We start from the raw sequence: 15435 nt of genomic DNA on the forward strand, positions 1-15435 counted from the left end.
GGTCACGGCTGAGGACCTCAACCAGGGACCCGCACCCGAAGCGAAGCATCCGTATTCCCCCGGTGGCTGGGTTGTGCGGCTGGGTTGTGCGGCTGGGTGTGCGTCGTACGTGCCACTGCCCCCGGAGACGTACCCGCCCTGAGCAGCGGCGCTTCCCATCGAGCGCTGTTCTGGCTGCGTCGCTGGCGTGTGTCCGGCCGGGACCTCTCCCCGAGTGGATGGCTTCGTTCGACGACCGCGGGACGCAGGTGCCGGCTCACCAGGGAGACGGCCTAGGCCTCGTCGCCGATCGGCGTGTAGAGCTCTACGAGGTGTCCATCTGGATCGCGCAGCACCACGATTCGCGTGCCCCACGGCATATCGGCCGGGGGTTCTCGCACCCAGTCGTACGTCTCATCGTTGGCCCGCAACCGCTCGTGGACGGCGTTGACGTCATCGGTCTCAAATTCAATCTTCATGCTCCGATTCTCGCCCCCGACGGCAGCGCCCGGCTGGATGTACTCGTCGTGGCCCGCCACGGTGAAGAACGCGAGCGTGCAGCCTGAGGAGTTGAAGGCTACGTAGTCGTCACGATACCAGGTAGGCTCCTGCTGAAGGAGCGTGGTATAGAAGTCGACGAGTCGTCCGATCCGCTCGGTCAGGATCACAGTGCTGGCAAGCGTCATGAGGGAGTAGAGGGGACTGCGGAAGAATATGAGGACCCCCGCGCCGCCATTCTGCACCGCCAGAGGGTCTCACCTGCGGCCCTCGTTCCGATGACCTGCGGTAGCATTCACAGCTTGGGGGCTCTTCATCTCCTGAAGCGATGCGTTCTTCATTCAGTCTCGTTTCGGTACATTTCTTCCACGTAGTCGAGCACCATCCGCTTCGCGCTAAACGGAGCGGGAATCCCCGTCATGGCCTCCCGCATCATAGCGATCCACTCAGTGGGGAGGCCCTCTGCGTTGCGGTCGTAAAAGGTGGGGATGACCTCGTCCTCCAGTTGCCCGTAGAGCGCGGCGGCATCCTGTTGGTCCTGCACCTCGGGGTCGGCTTCGCCATAATCGCCCGTCGGCTCCGGCCCAATGGCCCAGCCGTTGCTGCCGCTGTAGCCCTCAGGCCACCAGCCGTCGAGCACACTTAGGTTGAGCCCCCCGTGGACGGCCACCTTCTGCCCGCTCGTGCCGGAAGCCTCCAGAGGGCGACGTGGGTTGTTGAGCCATACGTCGCAGCCGGAGACGAGCATGCGACCGATCTCCATGTCGTACTCCTCCAGGAAAATCACCTTTCCCTCGAAGCCCTCCTGCTGGCTGATCTCGTAGATTTGTTGGATGAACCGTTTGCCGGCGTCGTCGGCGGGATGGGCTTTGCCCGCGTAGATGAGCTGCAGGGGCCGGTCCTCATCGGTAAAGAGGGCCCGGGCTCGCTCTTGGTCCCGAAAAAGGAGTGGGGCCCGCTTGTAGGTAGCAAACCGGCGAGCAAAGCCGATGGTGAGGGCCTCGGGATCGAGATCGGGGTGCATCGGCAGACTCTGCTCCTGCACCTTCATCTCGATGAAGTGGAGCAGACGCTCACGGAGCGAGCACCGGTAGGCCCAGAGGGTTTCGTCGTTCACGTCCGCGAGCCCTGCCCAAGTCTCCGGGTCGTGGCGCTCCGTGAAGCTGTCGTCGAGATGGTCGGACAGGAAGTCGCGGGCCGGCCCGGCGGTCCAGGTGGGCAGGTGCACGCCGTTGGTGATGGCCCCGATCGGCACCTCGTCGACCGGCCGATCCGGGTAGAGATCTGCCCACTGCTGGCGGGCCACGTGACCGTTGAGCTCAGAAACCCCGTTGGCCGCCCGCGACAGCTTGAGGCCGAGAATGGTCATCGTGAATGCCTCATCGGGATCGTCCGGGTGCACCCGCCCGTAGCGGAGCAGGTCCCCGTCGGACAGCCCGATCCCGTCCCGGAAGCCCGCCATGGCCTCCGTGAAAAGGGCAGGTTCGAAGTGATCGTGGCCGGCCATCACCGGCGTGTGCGTCGTGAAGACGCAGCGGTTCTGCACCCAGTTTTCGGCCCTGGCGCGATCGTTTCCGTTCGCCAGACGCTCGCGCAGCAGCTCTAGCATGAGGAACGCGCAGTGGCCTTCGTTCGCGTGGTACACGTCGGGGGCCACGTCGAGGGCCCGGAGCATGCGAAGCCCCCCGATGCCGAGGACGATCTCCTGCCGGATGCGCTCCCGATCGCCGCCCTGATAGAGGCGCCGCGTGAGCGGGCGGTACGGCTCCGGATTGGCCTCGAAGTCGGTGTCGAGCAGGTACAGGTCGGTGTGGCCGAGCGCCAGCTTCCAGGCCCGAACCTGGAGGGGCTGTGTCCCAACTCGGACCGTCACGGTTACCGGATCGTTGTCCGAGTCAGAGACGAGCGAAACGGGGTGCTTGGCCGGATCGAGGACCGGGTACGTGGCCTGCTGCCAGCCGTTGGCGTCGAAGGACTGCTCGAAGTATCCCTCTCGCAGAAAAAGCCCGACGGCCGTGAAAGGAAGCCGGAGGTCGGACGCAGCCTTTGCGTGGTCGCCCGCAAGCACGCCGAGCCCGCCCGAGTAGAGCTGAATGCTCTCGTGGAGCCCATACTCCATGCAGAAGTACGCGGTCTCAGGGGCGTCCTGAACCAGGGGTTGCTCCATGTAGTCCCGGTAGCGCCCGTAAACGGCGTCCACGTCGTCCTGATAGCCCGGATCGCCGAGCACGTCGTCGTCGGCCATCGCGAGGGCTGCACGCGGATTGTTTCCGGACGCCCGGTAGACCGTCGGGTTGAGGCGGCGGAAGAGCGATCGTGCCTCCGGGTTCCAGCTCCACCACAGGTTGATGCCGAGCGATTCGAGCTTGTCGCGGGTGGTTAATCCGTTGGACGACATAGAAGGAGAGAGCAGTCAGACATACCGATGAGAAACCGACGACGGCCCACAGCGTCCGCGGATGTACCCGCCGCAGCCTCTTCCAGAAAACGAGGCTTCGTGCAGACCGCACGGCCTGGAAAACGCCCCGACGGGGATCACGATCCGGGCGCATCATGCAAAATGGGTGAGGGGCAAATTCACCTCTCTCCGGATCGGCTGGACAGGAGGAGGACCGTGGGTCTGACATGGAATCGTGCGACCCATCCGGGGACGTGTCGTCTTGGGAGGTCGGACTCGCCGCAATTCCCAAGGACGCCCGTGCACTCCTCCCCACTCCCGATGCCGACGGGGTCCGTCCACAGCCGTTGATCGGAGGCTCATGGACCCATCCTCAGATAGCCGCCCGGCACAGAGACGGCGGGCCCCCCGATTTACCCTGCACTCGTCGCATGTACCTTCAGCTCCGGCACGTGGCCCCGGGGACTCCGGGTGGCCGCGTGGAGCATGTGATCGGCCAGTTGGCGGGGCGCTACCCAGCCCGAGGGATCGGCGTCAGGCATGGCGTCGCGGTTGTCGGGCGTGTCGACCACGCCCATCGGGTAGAGCACCGTCGTGCGCAGGCCGGCATTCTGCTCCTCCTTCCCCAGCGACTTGACGTAGGCCGCTACTGCCCCCTTCGACGCCCCGTAGAGGCCCGCGTTGGCCTGGCCCTCCAGCGCCGCCGGGGCAGAGACCCCGAGCAGAAAGCTGTGGTCCGCCCGCGTGAGGAGCGGCACGGCGGCCCGGGCCGTGTTAAAGAGGGTGCGGACGTTGAGGTCCATCATGTGCTGGTAGTCGTCCGTCGTCGACTCGACGGCCTGCTGCATCGCGAACCCGCCCGCGAGGGCAAGGACAGCGTCGAGCGCCTCTGCCTCGTCCCAGAGGGTCGCGAACGTCTCCATCGTGGCGTCCTCGTCGGTCAGGTCAGTGTCAAGCACCTGGGCGTCGGGGAACGAGGCCTCCAGGGTGGCGCAGTTTTCGTCGCCGACATCGATGAGAGCGAGATCCCAGCCGGCGTCGTCGAAGACCTCGGCGGTGACGGATCCGATGGCGCCCGCGGCGCCGGTAATGGCTACGGTGGGCATGGGTCGGAACGGTTGGCATGGTTGAGAGAGTGCGCTGCTCCCGCAAAGTAGCGACTCGGAGCGTTGAGGTCAACGGAGGAATTCTCAGCCACTGGGGATGGAGGTCTCCCCGAGAGCGTCTCCGGGGTTCGGGGATCACCGACCGAGTGGATCGATGCTAGTCGCTACAGCGGGCGGACTCGGCGCCGGAGGCTTTCTGGACAGGGGGGCACGGCACGCTTCCGTACGAACAGAAGACACAACAGTCCCCCTCTTCGGGGCGAAGGGTCGATTCGCAGGCCGGGCACTCCCAAAAGAACTGGCAGCCGTCTGTGGGCATCTCCGCCTCGGTTCGCGCCCCACACTCCGGACACGTGACGGTCGAGGTAAGAACGGGGTCCGGCATGGATCAAGAATCGGTGTTGAGCTGAGAGGGGAACCCGACAGTCTTTGTGGCCGCCGTGAGCGCCTCCACGGAGGTCTTTCCCGGGTCGAAGCGAACGACGGCCTGCGGAGGCTCAAGGGTTGCCTCTGCGCCATAGACGCCGCGCACTTCTTCGAGGGCCTTCCGCACGGTGATCGGGCACGTCTTGCACGTCATGCCGTCGACCCTGAGCACAACCTGTCGGTAGGACGCGGGCGTCGACGAGGACGTTTCGGCCGCGGGCGGGGTTGCCTTCATCGCTGCGGTGCGGGCCGTCTGCGTAGCGGCGGTCGGCGACGGGGCCACGAGCCACGGGCTCACGACGAGTGCCACGACCGCCAGCGCCCCCACACTCAGGAGTGTGCGGCGGGGGCCGGAGGAAAAGACCGTCTCGCAGTCGCAGTCCGGCTGCCGGCTGAGTCGCCACTCGTTGTACCCCGCGTAGCCGAGCGCGCCGACCGCCCCGGCGACAAAGAACCATCGGTAGGGCGCCAGCGCCGTGAGGCTGCCGATCCACGCCCCGCCGACGCCCAGGCTCACCAGCGCCAGCGGAACGGTACAGCAGGCCGACGCGCCGAGGGCGGCCCCGAGCGCCGCCCCGATACTCCAGTTCGTTCCTGCGTTTGAGGGATCTTGCCTACTCATATGGACATTGGGGTCTGATTGGCGTCGAGACAAACGAAGCAGCCGCCGACAGGCATTGGGGGTTTACTCCCCGGTCGCCGTAGGGCGGTCCAGGACGGTTCCGCGCACGGCTTCGCCTTCCATCGCGTCGAGGATGGGGCATGTGCTCGTGGGGCCTCCGCGTCCCTCGCACGCGTCGGCCAGCCGCGACAGGGCGTTGCGGATTCGCTTCAGGTCCCGAATCTTTTCCTCCACGTCCGCGAGCTTGTCCTCGGCCTGCGCCTTCACGTCCCGGCACGTCGCCTCGTCGTCGACTCGCAGGTCCAGGAGGTCCTTGATCTCGGCGAGCGTGAAGCCAAGGTCCTGTGCCCGCTGGATGAAGCGGAGCCGGTCGACGTAGCTCTCGTCGTAGAGGCGGAAGCCGCCGTCCGACCGGGGCGGCTTCGGAATGAGCTCCTTCCGCTCGTAGTAGCGGAGGGTTTCGGGGTTGACGTCGGCCTTCTCGGCGATCTCACCGCGGGTCATGCCGTCCATGGGTTTGGGGAATGGGGAAGGGTAGGAGGGAAGGGGGAATGGGTGAAAGAGGGAGCCCAGATATGGTCCGTGGAGTCGTTCGGGAATGGGACTGATGCACCGATCACGAGTCGGGGGTGAATACCTGGATCCGGTCGTTGCCGAGGTCGACGACGTACAGGCGGCCCTCCGTGTCGACGGCCACGTCGACCGGGCGCTCGAACTGTCCCTCCCCGGCTCCCTTCTCCCCGAACGCTCGCACGAACTGTCCGTCCGGCGTGAATTCCTGGACGCGGTGGTTGTAGAAGTCGGCCACGAAAATGTGTCCGTCGGGGCCCGTCGCGACCGCCGTCGCCACGTTGAAAGTACCTTTCGTCGAGTCGGCCCAGGTCTGATCCGTCGGGCGCATCCAGGCGAGCGAGCCACCCGCGTCGTAGCGTTTGATCCGGTGGTTGTAGGCGTCCGCTACGACGAAGCCACCATCCGATAGCGGGGCCACGTCGGTCGGATAGGTGAAGCGTTTCGGCCCCGTGCCGGTCGAGTCGGTCACTCCCCACTGCCGGTCCAGCGGGCCATCCGGCTGGACGCGGAGCACGCGATGGTGGTAGAAGTCGGCGACGTAAAGGCGTCCCGCCGCGTCGACGCCGACGCCAGCGGGTGCATCGACGCCGTTCTCAAGCCCGGACGCATCGAGCGAGCGCTTCGGGTTGCCCTCCAGCGAAAGGACGTGAACGCGGTCGGTGTTGAAGTCTGGCACGTAGAGGGCCGAGTCCGTGGCGGCGATGTGCATCGGGCGGCGCAGCGTGTCGCCACCTGCGAGCGACGGGCCGATCTGCCGTGTGGCCGTCCCTGCAGGATCGAAGACCTGAACGCGACGATTCCCGGCCTCGCTCACGAAGACCTCTCCGCCCGCAATCGCAACCCCGATTGGCTCCTGCAGCTGGCCGAGCTCGCTCCCCGACTCGCCCCAGGCCCGGACAAACGAGTACGCGGGGCCAGTCTGGGGCGAGGACTGACAGCCGACCCCCAGGAGGGCCGCGACGGCGAGTCCCAGGACGATTCTAGATGCGTAAGGATCGGACACGGCGTCAAAGGTTGATGCGAAGGCTCAACGTGGCGATGAACTCGCGTTCGAGGGCCGTCCCATTTCGGTCCTGCAGGGCGGGAAGCTGGACGGCCCCTTCGACGACGAACTGGCGGGTCACGTACTGCAGGCCCGGCGCGAGGAGCCACGTCGTCCCCCCCGAGTCGGGGTCGTCCTGCCCCTGAATCTCGTTTTTTCCCTGCCAGATCAGATTCGTCTCCAGGTTCCCGTAGAGGAAGCCGAGGCCCCCGTCGCCCTCGTTCGTCCACAGCCGATACTTCGACGCCACGTCCAGGCGCGCCTCGTCGCCAAACTCGAAATTGTTCGACTCGGTGTTGGCCTGATAGACCGGCGACACGTCGACCTGCCACCGGAGCGTCTGCCAGGTGAACACGAGCCCGGCAAACGGGTCCCACGAGCCGGAGCCAAGCTGGAGGGGTGGGGGCAGGCGGCCCAGCTCGTCGGTCGCATCGTCGGGGCCGGTCGGCATCTCGACGCCCGCCAGCGGCGCGAGGCGCTGGGTCTGCCCGGCCCGGTCGCGGGCCCACACCGTGTAGCGGGCAAAGAGGCGCGCGTCCCCGATCCCCGTCGGGCCGCGCTCGACCCGCTCTCCCTTCCGGGGACCCTGCGGGACCGTGGCGTCGAGGTTCTTGTCCAGGATCGGTAGGACGCCGAAGACGGCCCACTCCGACGTCAGCCCGTAGGCGCCCACCACTGGGAAGGCATAGGCAACCACATCACGATCCGCTGGGCCGCTGCCAGTGGACCGAAGCACCTTCGACTGCACGCGGAGCCGCCCGCGGTCGTCGGTGACAGGCAGGGCCGTGTTCGTCGTGATCTGCGCGGCGGCCGGGGCGGCCGTGAGCAGGACGGTCAGCAGTCCTCCGAAGACGCTGTACAACAGCCGTCGAGGCAGGGGCACGGGGGCAAATCAGGATATTCTCACAGTGGCGAGGGGCCGGGATACTACGAAGACGGACGCTCGGAGGATGCCCCGTCCGGAAACTCAATCTTTCGCGCCGTGAAGCCCGCTTTCTTCACCGCCTGCTGGATTTCGTCCTTCGTGAGAGTCTTCTCCTCCTTGAAGGCAAGAAGGACGCGCCCCTTCTCGAGCTGGACCTCCATCTTCCGGATGGCGTCGAGGTCTTTCAACTTCTTCTCCAGCCCGTAGGCGCAGAAGGGGCAGGCCAGGCCGTCGACGTAGACCTCAGCGTCGGGATTGTTGACCCCGTCGCCTCGATCCTGGGCCTGCGCCATGGGCGCGAGCGTCGTTCCGGCGAGGAGGAGAGCGACGAAGACAGCGGTCGGCAGTCGGACAGTCATGGGAGGAGCGAGTGCGTGAATGTGAGTAGTCGACGGTCAGGCAACGTCCGGTGCTCCACGCAGCGGTGGGCCGACGCTGCGGATCGTGTCGGTGAAGAGTTCGCCATGGCGGCCCGAACGGGAGCGTCGTCTTAGCATCGCCGATCGACACGTGGTCCCGGACGGTGGGGGTCCTTTTGATCAATGGCCCGGTCTTATCCGGGACCACGTGCGTCACGGCACATAATGCTCGAAATGAATCGCCTGTACGTATGAGGAGTCCCGCGCTGGCGGCCGTGCTGGGTCTCGGTTCTCGGCATGAAGGCGGCAGGAGGCGATACCCACGGTTCAACGGCGAAGACCTCTATGGGCTGTAGCATGGTACAGAGTTTCTGCTACACACAGTTTTGTTACATTTGGGAGTAGCTTTCCAGCAATTCAGCGGCGGCGAGCGACGATGCCCCCCCGATTCATCGCTCCTCGGTCCCGTTTCCCGATACGAGCGGGTCCGCAAGCGCCCGGAGCTTCTCGGGATTCATGACGGTGTAGACCTCCTGAATCTGTCCGTTGGCGACGCGGAACCCCCAGACGCTGTGGACGCGGTCGTCCTGTAGGGCGAGCAGGCCGGGGCGCCCGTTGACGCGGACCGGGCGTACCTCGATGTCTTCGTCCGCGTCCGGGGCGATCTTGCGGTAGAAGCGCGTCACCCGATCGAGCCCTTCGATGGGGCACTTGGCGGCCTCAGGGATGTCGCCGCCGTCGGTGACGTGCGTGACATCGCCGGCCAACACCTCCGCCAGTGCCTCCGGATCGCGCTGCCGGAAGGCCTCCACGAAGCGATTCCGAAGCGAAGCATGAGCCTCCGGCGGGGCATCGACGGAAGACGCGTCTTCCTCGATCCGAGCCCGGGCCCGCTGCGCAATCTTGCGGCAGTGCGCCTCGGTCCGATCCACGCGGCGCGCAATTTCGGCGTAGGGGCGGCCAAAGGCCTCCCGGAGCACGTACACGGCCCGCTCGATGGGGCGGAGTCGCTCCAACAGCACCAGCAGAGCGAAAGAGAGGTCGTGCTCCCGTTCCACGTTCGCGTCGGGACGGTCCTCCGGCGTCACGACGGGCTCCGGGAGCCAGGGCCCGGTGTACTGCTCCCGCTCGGCCCGGGCCGACGTGAGCTCGTCGAGACACAGCCGCGTGACGATCGTCGACAGGTAGGCCTCGGGGTCGTCTACCGTCTCGGCGTCGACGTCGCGCCAGCGCAGGTAGGCGTCCTGCACCACGTCCTCCGCCGCGGAGACGCGACCGAGCATGCCATACGCCAGCCGCTGGAGGCGCTCCCGGTGCGCTTCGAACGTCGAGGCATCAGGCACGGGTACGGACATAACTCCAGGGAAGGCGGCGATTCTGCCTCTAACTGGAACGTGTTTTAAAAGGGCGTCCCATTTCGAAGCTCCGTCTTATCTACAACGTTTGACGCTCCACCATTCAACGCGACTTCCATGACGAGTGGCTTTCACGAACGGAGACCGTTTGGACATTTGGCGGAGGGAACGCATCACACCGAACAGAGGCCGTCCGAGCCGATGTTGAGGGGGGCGCTGATGCGGTTCCAGTAGTTCTCCGCGGCGCACAGCCACGTGACCTCCACGATTTCTCGCTCTGAGAAGGGGTCCCGCAAAGTCTCGAACGTAGCGTCGTCGACGTGTACGTCTTCGGTGACCGCCTCCGCGTGGGCGAGGGCCGCCCGTTCGGCCGCCGAAAACCGATCGCTGGCCTCGTAGTCGGCGACCTTGCGCAGTTTGTCGACGTCTACGCCGCGGTCCTCCGCATCCGCCTCCGCCATGTCGATACAGAACGCACACCCGTTCAGGAACGCCACGTATCGCTTCAGGAGGAGACGCAGGGCCGGTGACAGCGACAGGTTCTCCTCCAGCTTTTGGGTCTCGTAGGCCTGCCGAAGGCTCTCGGGGAGGCGAGCCTGCATCACCATCGTCGGGGTGATGACTGTGCCCTCCGTCCACTCCATGATTTTGTAGGCGAGCCAGACCCGCCAGGAGTCCGGATTCTCGATGGGGGCGAGCCGAGGCGTCGACCCGGCCTCGGCTGAGCGGTCGTCGTTGTTGGTCGGAGCAGTGTCGGTCTGAAGCGTCTCCATGAATCGATGTACGGCTGGTTCGAATGATCGCGCGTCCATGCGACGACGGGCGGCGAAAGGACGTGATGGACTCCCACTGGCTTTCCGGGGTCTTCACGGCAGTCTACGGGCTGGGCGGCAGTTGCGACACAATTACCTACGAATAACAACAAACCCGGAATTACATGCGCTCAGTCCGGGTTCGGCGGTAGCCACTCATCGAAAGAACCCATATGCTTAAATGTTACCGTGTAGCCGTGGAGGCTTCACTGCCTCTGTAGGAACGTGCACGTGCGACCGAAAACCACAACCGGACGCCAGTTGTGACAATGTACTGCGCACATACTTCTGATGAGCAAAGGACGCCGGGATCTTGACTGGAGCCGGCTGGCTCTTCGCGAAATTCTGCGGCCGAGAACCGGAGGTCGAGAGGATCTGCTCCTCGCTCGGCCTGTGTGGATGAAGCACGCGCATCAATTGTCCGCAACTGGGATGAACACGAGTTCTCTGTAACGACATCGATCTTCCGACGGATGAGCGAACTGGTCATCTACTGGATCTTCGCGGGGGCATTCTTGGCGGGCATGGTAGCCATCGGGGCCTATCAGTTTATCGGGCTACGGGGCGTGGACGACCGGGGCGAGCGGGCGTTCGACTTCTGGATCGGAGAGGGCACCGTTCCGGGCTGGTGGACTGCTGCCTCCCTGGCGGCCGGGTGGCTTCTGCTGGGCTGGATGACGTGGCAGATGTACCTGTGGTACGTCTACGGGCTGGGCGCCATCTGGATCTTCACGATCCCCTGGATCCTCTGCACCATCGGGCTCCTGTTTGTGCCCAAGCTGTTCCGGCGGTTTCCGGGCGTCTCGATTCCCGAGATCCTGCGCTTCCGATTCGACCGCGTGACGCAGACGCTCCTCGGGCCTGTCCAGAGCTTCGCGTACCTGACGTGGCTGGCGGCCGAGATCTACGTGCTGAGTGCCGTCCTGTCAAAGCCGCTGGAGGTGGGCATCGTCACAATGGCGATCATTGTGAGTATCACGTTCGGCATCTACGTGACCATGGGGGGCTTCCGCTCCGTCCTGCGCACAGACCTGATTCAGTTCATCTGCGCGGCCATCATGCTGGTCGTCCTCTCAGTATTTGGCATCGTGGAGGCGGCTTCCATCTCGGGCGGGTTCGGCCAGATCGTCTCTCAGATCAACGAGACGCCACCCATTTACGCTGATCACTTCTGGGACTGGGACTCGCCGGGCTACTCCTACATGTTTGCGGCGGTCCTCATCTACACGCCGGGCTTCATCACCCTGCAGGGGGCGTGGCAGCGCGTGATGGCGACCTCCAGCGAGACGGAGGCGCAGAAAGGCATGTGGTGGAACGTGACGTTCAACGTCGTCATCGTCGTCCTCATGCCCACCCTCATCGCCGTGGCGGCGCTGGTCATCTTTCCGCCCGTCGGCGGCGAAATTCCCAGCGAGGTCGGCAGCTTCGGCTACTTCATCTTCTCGTCGATGATCACGGAGCTGTTCAGCAACCCAATCATCGCCGGGGCGCTTATCGTGGCGCTGATGGGGATGGCGCTCTCGTCGGTCGACACGTACGTGAACGTGTGCGCCATGAACCTGACGAAGGACGTGCTGGAGCCGCTCGTCTTTGAGCGGTACGATGTGAGCGGACAGGTCCGCCTCAATACCGGCCGGGCCGTGACGGCCGGCTTCATCGGCATCTCGCTGCTGTGGGCGTTCGCGTTTCCGGGGCTGTTCGACATGTACTTTCTGTCGAGCGCGCTCATCTCGGCGACGACGGCCGTGGCCACGTTCAGCGCCTTCTCCAAGAAGCCGACGACCCTCTCGGCGTACCTGGCCATTATCTTCGGCACGGTCGGGATCTTCCTGTTCTTTGCCCTCGGCAAGTACGAGATGCTGGGCTGGCTGCCGGCATGGCTCACCAACTCGGGCCTGGCCTACGGGGTGATCGGGCTGGCGCTGTCCATCATCGGCATCTTCGTCGGCATCGCGTTTGGCACACCGCCGAGCGACCGGGTGCTCGCCCGCTACGACGGCGACTACTACTCGGGCCGCCGGGAGATGTACGAGCTCAATCAGCAACTGAAAGAACAGGAGAAAGAGGAGCGGGAGGCCACCCCTGTCACGTAGTGGTGCGGCTGTAGTCTTCATGCTCTGTTCCCTGGATGATCGCGCGCCACGGGAAGCCCCTTGCCGCTCCCGTAGGATCGGCTGGGGATGTCTACCGCACAGGCGCCTGTTCCCGGATCCATTCCGAAACGGTGTTCAGAGCCCTGGGGGCCATCGTCGTGTCGATCTGCGCGTACTGACTTGGCAGGCCAGTCTCGGCGGGCTGAAAGAGATGGTTGAGCCCCTCGAGCACGCGCACTGTCGCGTCGTCGCTCGGACTCTGCCGGAGGGCTTCGCGCATCGGACCCGCGTTCTGCCCGGGCGGGACCTGCAGGTCCTTGCTCCCGTAGAGGGCTAGTACGGGCACGTTGACCTGGCGCAGCGCAGGGGCCGGATCGTGCTGGACGAAGTACCGAAGCCAGGGACTTGTCACCTCCTCAATCTGCGACTGGATTTGTTTGGCGGTCGCTCCCTGCTTCCTGAGAATCGGTCGGAGCTTCTCCGCGACGGCGGCGGAGTCGGGAGCCGTGCGAATGATCTTCATCACGCGGCGCTGTACGCGGCGGAGGGAGTCGACGGTGGCGGAGGGCGCCCCCTTCGCCGCAGCGATTTTCGCTCTCTGTTCGACCAGGATCTTACTCCCAGGCACGCTAGGTCCGGCCATCAGCACAAGAAAGTCCACCGCTTCCAGCCGGGTGTGCACCATAGGAGCGAGGAGTCCCCCCTCACTCATGCCTAGCAGTCCCACCTCGCTGGAATCGATCATGGGACGGGCCTCTAGGAAGCGGGCGGCGGCCGCCACATCCCGGGCAAGGTCCTCGGACGTGGCCCCCTCGTAGGTGCCCTCCGAGTCGCCAACCCCACGCTCATCATAGCGGAGAACAGCGATGCCCTGGCGCGTCAGGTGGTCGGCCAGCACGAGGAAGAGCTTGTGGTTGAACACCCTGGAGTTCCGGTTCTGCGGGCCGGAGCCGGAGATGAGCACCACAGCGGGGTGGGGCCCCTCGCCCTGGGGGCGCGTGAGGGTGCCCGCCAGCGTGATGCCGGCCGATTCGTTCTGGAAAGCGACGGTGTCCTGTATGTACGGGTATGGCGGCTCTGGGTGCTGTGGACGGGACGGGGATTTCGCGCTCGTCTCGTCGGCGGGTGTGAGCGTGAGCGGAAACGACCGTCCGTTCTGTGTCCACGTCCCCTCAATCTTTGAGCCATCGGACGTGAGCGTTCCCTCGTACGTCCCACCGATTTGGGCGACGGTGAGCACGACACGGTCCGCTGTCGCCGTTACGTCCGACACCGGGATGCCGGTCGCTCCCTGGTCGGGACTGTCCATCGTCGCCGTCAGCCCCCCATCGTCGCCACGCTTGATGTGGAAGACGAGACGAAGTTCGGTGCCGCCAGCCTTCAGGGTGCCCGACCACGACCCGAGAGGGACGTTCTGCGCCGCTCCCGTCAACGGAAACATGAGCCCTACGATGCAGGTGACGAGAAGGCAGCGATTCCAAATGTCCATGGGACGGGAGAAGTGTGGGAAAAAACTCGGACATGAAGACGGGGCGCACGCTGGACATGTTACGAGGCACCGTGTGATACGGGCCCAAGGCTGGTACCCAGAGAAGAGTCGGCACACGCCCTCGTGGGAAGTCCCCTCGATTTTCCCCGGCAGCTGCTGGTCCCCACTGCCCCCGAACGAACCGCTCCTACCGAGGCCTTCTCACAGCTTCACCTTCGTCGGCCCCTGTCTCGCAAGGCGGGCGCCGAACCGGGCCTCTCCGGAGGACGGTCCGACGGGACGCGCTGAGGGACGCTGTTCTCCACGTCGCGAACAGGTGCAGGCGGCCTATCCCGTACGCGACGGTTTTCTGCACCAGATCACGTCTTTTCTGCAAGCGACGATCGGGCGGGATCAGTAGATTTTAGCCTCTTTTGTACTCCCGCCGCCGGGCACGGCCCGACAGCGAGACGCTGGAGTAAGGAAAGCGGCACTGCCCCGAAACCTGAGCACGAACCGCCCCGTGACGAGAACGAAGCATCCCGTTCATGGCCAGGGAGATGGGGAACGTCAGTCACCCTCCTCACCGTCACTCCTCGTCGTGGAGCGCACCCCCGACCTTCAGTCCTTTCTCCGGACAAGTCTGCAGAGGGCGTATCAGGTCGCCGTAGTGTCTGACGGGAGTAGTGCCGTACAGCACCTCAAGCATTGTCCCCCACAGGGACTGGTCATCGGGCAGGTGACGGCCCAGGGGAATGAGACATTGAGGCTCGCTCTCCAGGATGCGAAGTCCCCCCCAGTTCTAAAGCTACGGGAGAGGCGCTTTCCGGCGGAGTGGGCCGACCGGGCGCTCCGGCATCCGTTCCTACGAGCCGACCTTCTCCGAGCCGTGGATCGGCTGGTGCGAATGAGGGACAGACTCAACGGGATGCGCCACTTGGAACCGCGCCTGCACGAGACCGGGGATACGGGGCGGTAGCGGATTATGGCGGGAAGAGGAGCGAACTGGGGGCGAGGCGTATCACATTGGGGACCCAGAGGGCGAAGCCTCATCATCGGCGCACCGCCGAAGCAAAGCCCGGATGTGCTGAAGCTCATCGTCGTTCGTCGTGTGGCCCAGGCCTTCGTAGGCTCGCATGGTGACCGCAGCCCCCATTCCCCGGAACACCTCGGCCGTTTCGCGCACCCGCTCCAGGGGGATGTACGGGTCCTGATGGCTGCATCCGAGGAAGACGGGCGTGCCGTCCAGGAAGCCTTCGTAGCTGAGAGGCGCCTCTTCGGGGCCGATGAGGCCTCCGCTGAGGCCGACCACTCCCCCGTAGCGCTGAGGGTTGCGGGCTGCGTACTCGGTTGCCAGACAGGCCCCCTGGGAAAAGCCGAGTAGGACCGTCCGCTCCGGCCCAGGGCCGGCCGCCTCGATGGTCTCGACTACGTCGGCAACGGTCTGGAGGGCAGAGGTGAGTTCCGGTTCGTTCTGCTCGGCAGGGGCCATGAAGGACTGGGGGTACCATGAGCGCATGGCAGCCTGGGGGGCGCGATACGCTACACCCGGCACCGATAGTTCGTCGGCAAGATCCAGCATGCCCTGGGCCGACGCCCCACGGCCGTGCAGAAGGACCACAGCGACCTGCGCGTCCTCAAGCGCTACGCCTTCTTCGAGCACTGGCTGGCCTCGGTGTGGGTCGTCCGCGGAGGAAGACATGGGAGCGGAAGCGAAATCAGTCGTAGAGCACGGGGGTCTCGGTGTTGGAGCATTCGCAATTTCGGGGCGCACGCCCC

The 15435-nt window shown here is 65.2% G+C and carries 15 protein-coding genes; 2 read left to right on the plus strand and 13 right to left on the minus strand.

Annotated features, from left to right (window positions below):
- Window positions 1–272: 272 nt before the first annotated feature.
- The 11 genes from ABEL04_RS03570 to ABEL04_RS03620 form a co-directional block, all read right to left on the minus strand.
- Window positions 273–665: a VOC family protein gene (locus ABEL04_RS03570; RefSeq protein WP_375801012.1), complete on the minus strand. Its 393-nt coding sequence runs from the start codon at window positions 663–665 to the stop codon at window positions 273–275.
- 149 nt (window positions 666–814) lie between these two features.
- The gene (glgP, locus tag ABEL04_RS03575) at window positions 815–2875 is read right to left on the minus strand and encodes an alpha-glucan family phosphorylase (RefSeq protein WP_375801013.1); all 2061 of its coding nucleotides are present in this window, start codon (window positions 2873–2875) and stop codon (window positions 815–817) included.
- Window positions 2876–3288: 413 nt separating this feature from the next.
- Window positions 3289–3981 carry an SDR family oxidoreductase gene (locus tag ABEL04_RS03580; protein WP_375801014.1) on the minus strand — a complete coding sequence of 231 codons (693 nt, stop codon included), beginning with the start codon at window positions 3979–3981 and terminating at the stop codon, window positions 3289–3291.
- Between the two features lie 157 nt (window positions 3982–4138).
- Entirely contained in the window at window positions 4139–4366 is a 228-nt protein-coding gene (locus ABEL04_RS03585; RefSeq protein WP_375801015.1) for a GDCCVxC domain-containing (seleno)protein, read from the minus strand.
- A 3-nt stretch (window positions 4367–4369) separates the two neighbouring features.
- Window positions 4370–5029, minus strand: a complete 660-nt coding sequence (locus ABEL04_RS03590) for a mercuric transporter MerT family protein (RefSeq protein WP_375801016.1) — start codon at window positions 5027–5029, stop codon at window positions 4370–4372.
- A 63-nt stretch (window positions 5030–5092) separates the two neighbouring features.
- On the minus strand, window positions 5093–5533 hold the full coding sequence (zntR, locus tag ABEL04_RS03595; protein ID WP_375801017.1) for a Zn(2+)-responsive transcriptional regulator: 441 nt from the start codon (window positions 5531–5533) through the stop codon (window positions 5093–5095).
- 112 nt (window positions 5534–5645) lie between these two features.
- Window positions 5646–6605: a 6-bladed beta-propeller gene (locus ABEL04_RS03600; RefSeq protein ID WP_375801018.1), complete on the minus strand. Its 960-nt coding sequence runs from the start codon at window positions 6603–6605 to the stop codon at window positions 5646–5648.
- 4 nt (window positions 6606–6609) lie between these two features.
- On the minus strand, window positions 6610–7527 hold the full coding sequence (locus ABEL04_RS03605; protein ID WP_375801019.1) for a transporter: 918 nt from the start codon (window positions 7525–7527) through the stop codon (window positions 6610–6612).
- A gap of 44 nt (window positions 7528–7571) precedes the next feature.
- Window positions 7572–7928 (minus strand): heavy-metal-associated domain-containing protein, encoded by a 357-nt coding sequence (locus ABEL04_RS03610; RefSeq protein ID WP_375801020.1) that lies wholly within the window; start codon window positions 7926–7928, stop codon window positions 7572–7574.
- A 449-nt stretch (window positions 7929–8377) separates the two neighbouring features.
- The gene (locus ABEL04_RS03615; RefSeq protein WP_375801021.1) at window positions 8378–9283 is read right to left on the minus strand and encodes an RNA polymerase sigma-70 factor; all 906 of its coding nucleotides are present in this window, start codon (window positions 9281–9283) and stop codon (window positions 8378–8380) included.
- A gap of 173 nt (window positions 9284–9456) precedes the next feature.
- Window positions 9457–10056 (minus strand): carboxymuconolactone decarboxylase family protein, encoded by a 600-nt coding sequence (locus ABEL04_RS03620; protein ID WP_375801022.1) that lies wholly within the window; start codon window positions 10054–10056, stop codon window positions 9457–9459.
- 512 nt (window positions 10057–10568) lie between these two features.
- Here ABEL04_RS03620 and ABEL04_RS03625 point away from each other — a divergent pair.
- Complete coding sequence (locus tag ABEL04_RS03625; protein WP_375801023.1) at window positions 10569–12188, plus strand: sodium:solute symporter; 1620 nt, start codon at window positions 10569–10571, stop codon at window positions 12186–12188.
- 91 nt (window positions 12189–12279) lie between these two features.
- Here ABEL04_RS03625 and ABEL04_RS03630 read toward each other — a convergent pair whose 3' ends face one another.
- On the minus strand, window positions 12280–13677 hold the full coding sequence (locus ABEL04_RS03630) for an alpha/beta hydrolase family protein (RefSeq protein ID WP_375801024.1): 1398 nt from the start codon (window positions 13675–13677) through the stop codon (window positions 12280–12282).
- Between the two features lie 580 nt (window positions 13678–14257).
- Here ABEL04_RS03630 and ABEL04_RS03635 point away from each other — a divergent pair.
- The gene (locus ABEL04_RS03635) at window positions 14258–14635 is read left to right on the plus strand and encodes a hypothetical protein (RefSeq protein ID WP_375801025.1); all 378 of its coding nucleotides are present in this window, start codon (window positions 14258–14260) and stop codon (window positions 14633–14635) included.
- Window positions 14636–14677: 42 nt separating this feature from the next.
- On the opposite strand, the gene ABEL04_RS03640 is transcribed toward ABEL04_RS03635, so the two are convergent.
- Window positions 14678–15358, minus strand: a complete 681-nt coding sequence (locus ABEL04_RS03640) for an alpha/beta hydrolase (protein WP_375801026.1) — start codon at window positions 15356–15358, stop codon at window positions 14678–14680.
- Window positions 15359–15435: the final 77 nt, after the last annotated feature.

Origin of the sequence: Salinibacter sp. (assembly GCF_042218895.1) — a bacterium.
In the GTDB taxonomy this organism is placed as follows: Bacteria; Bacteroidota; Rhodothermia; order Rhodothermales; family Salinibacteraceae; genus Salinibacter.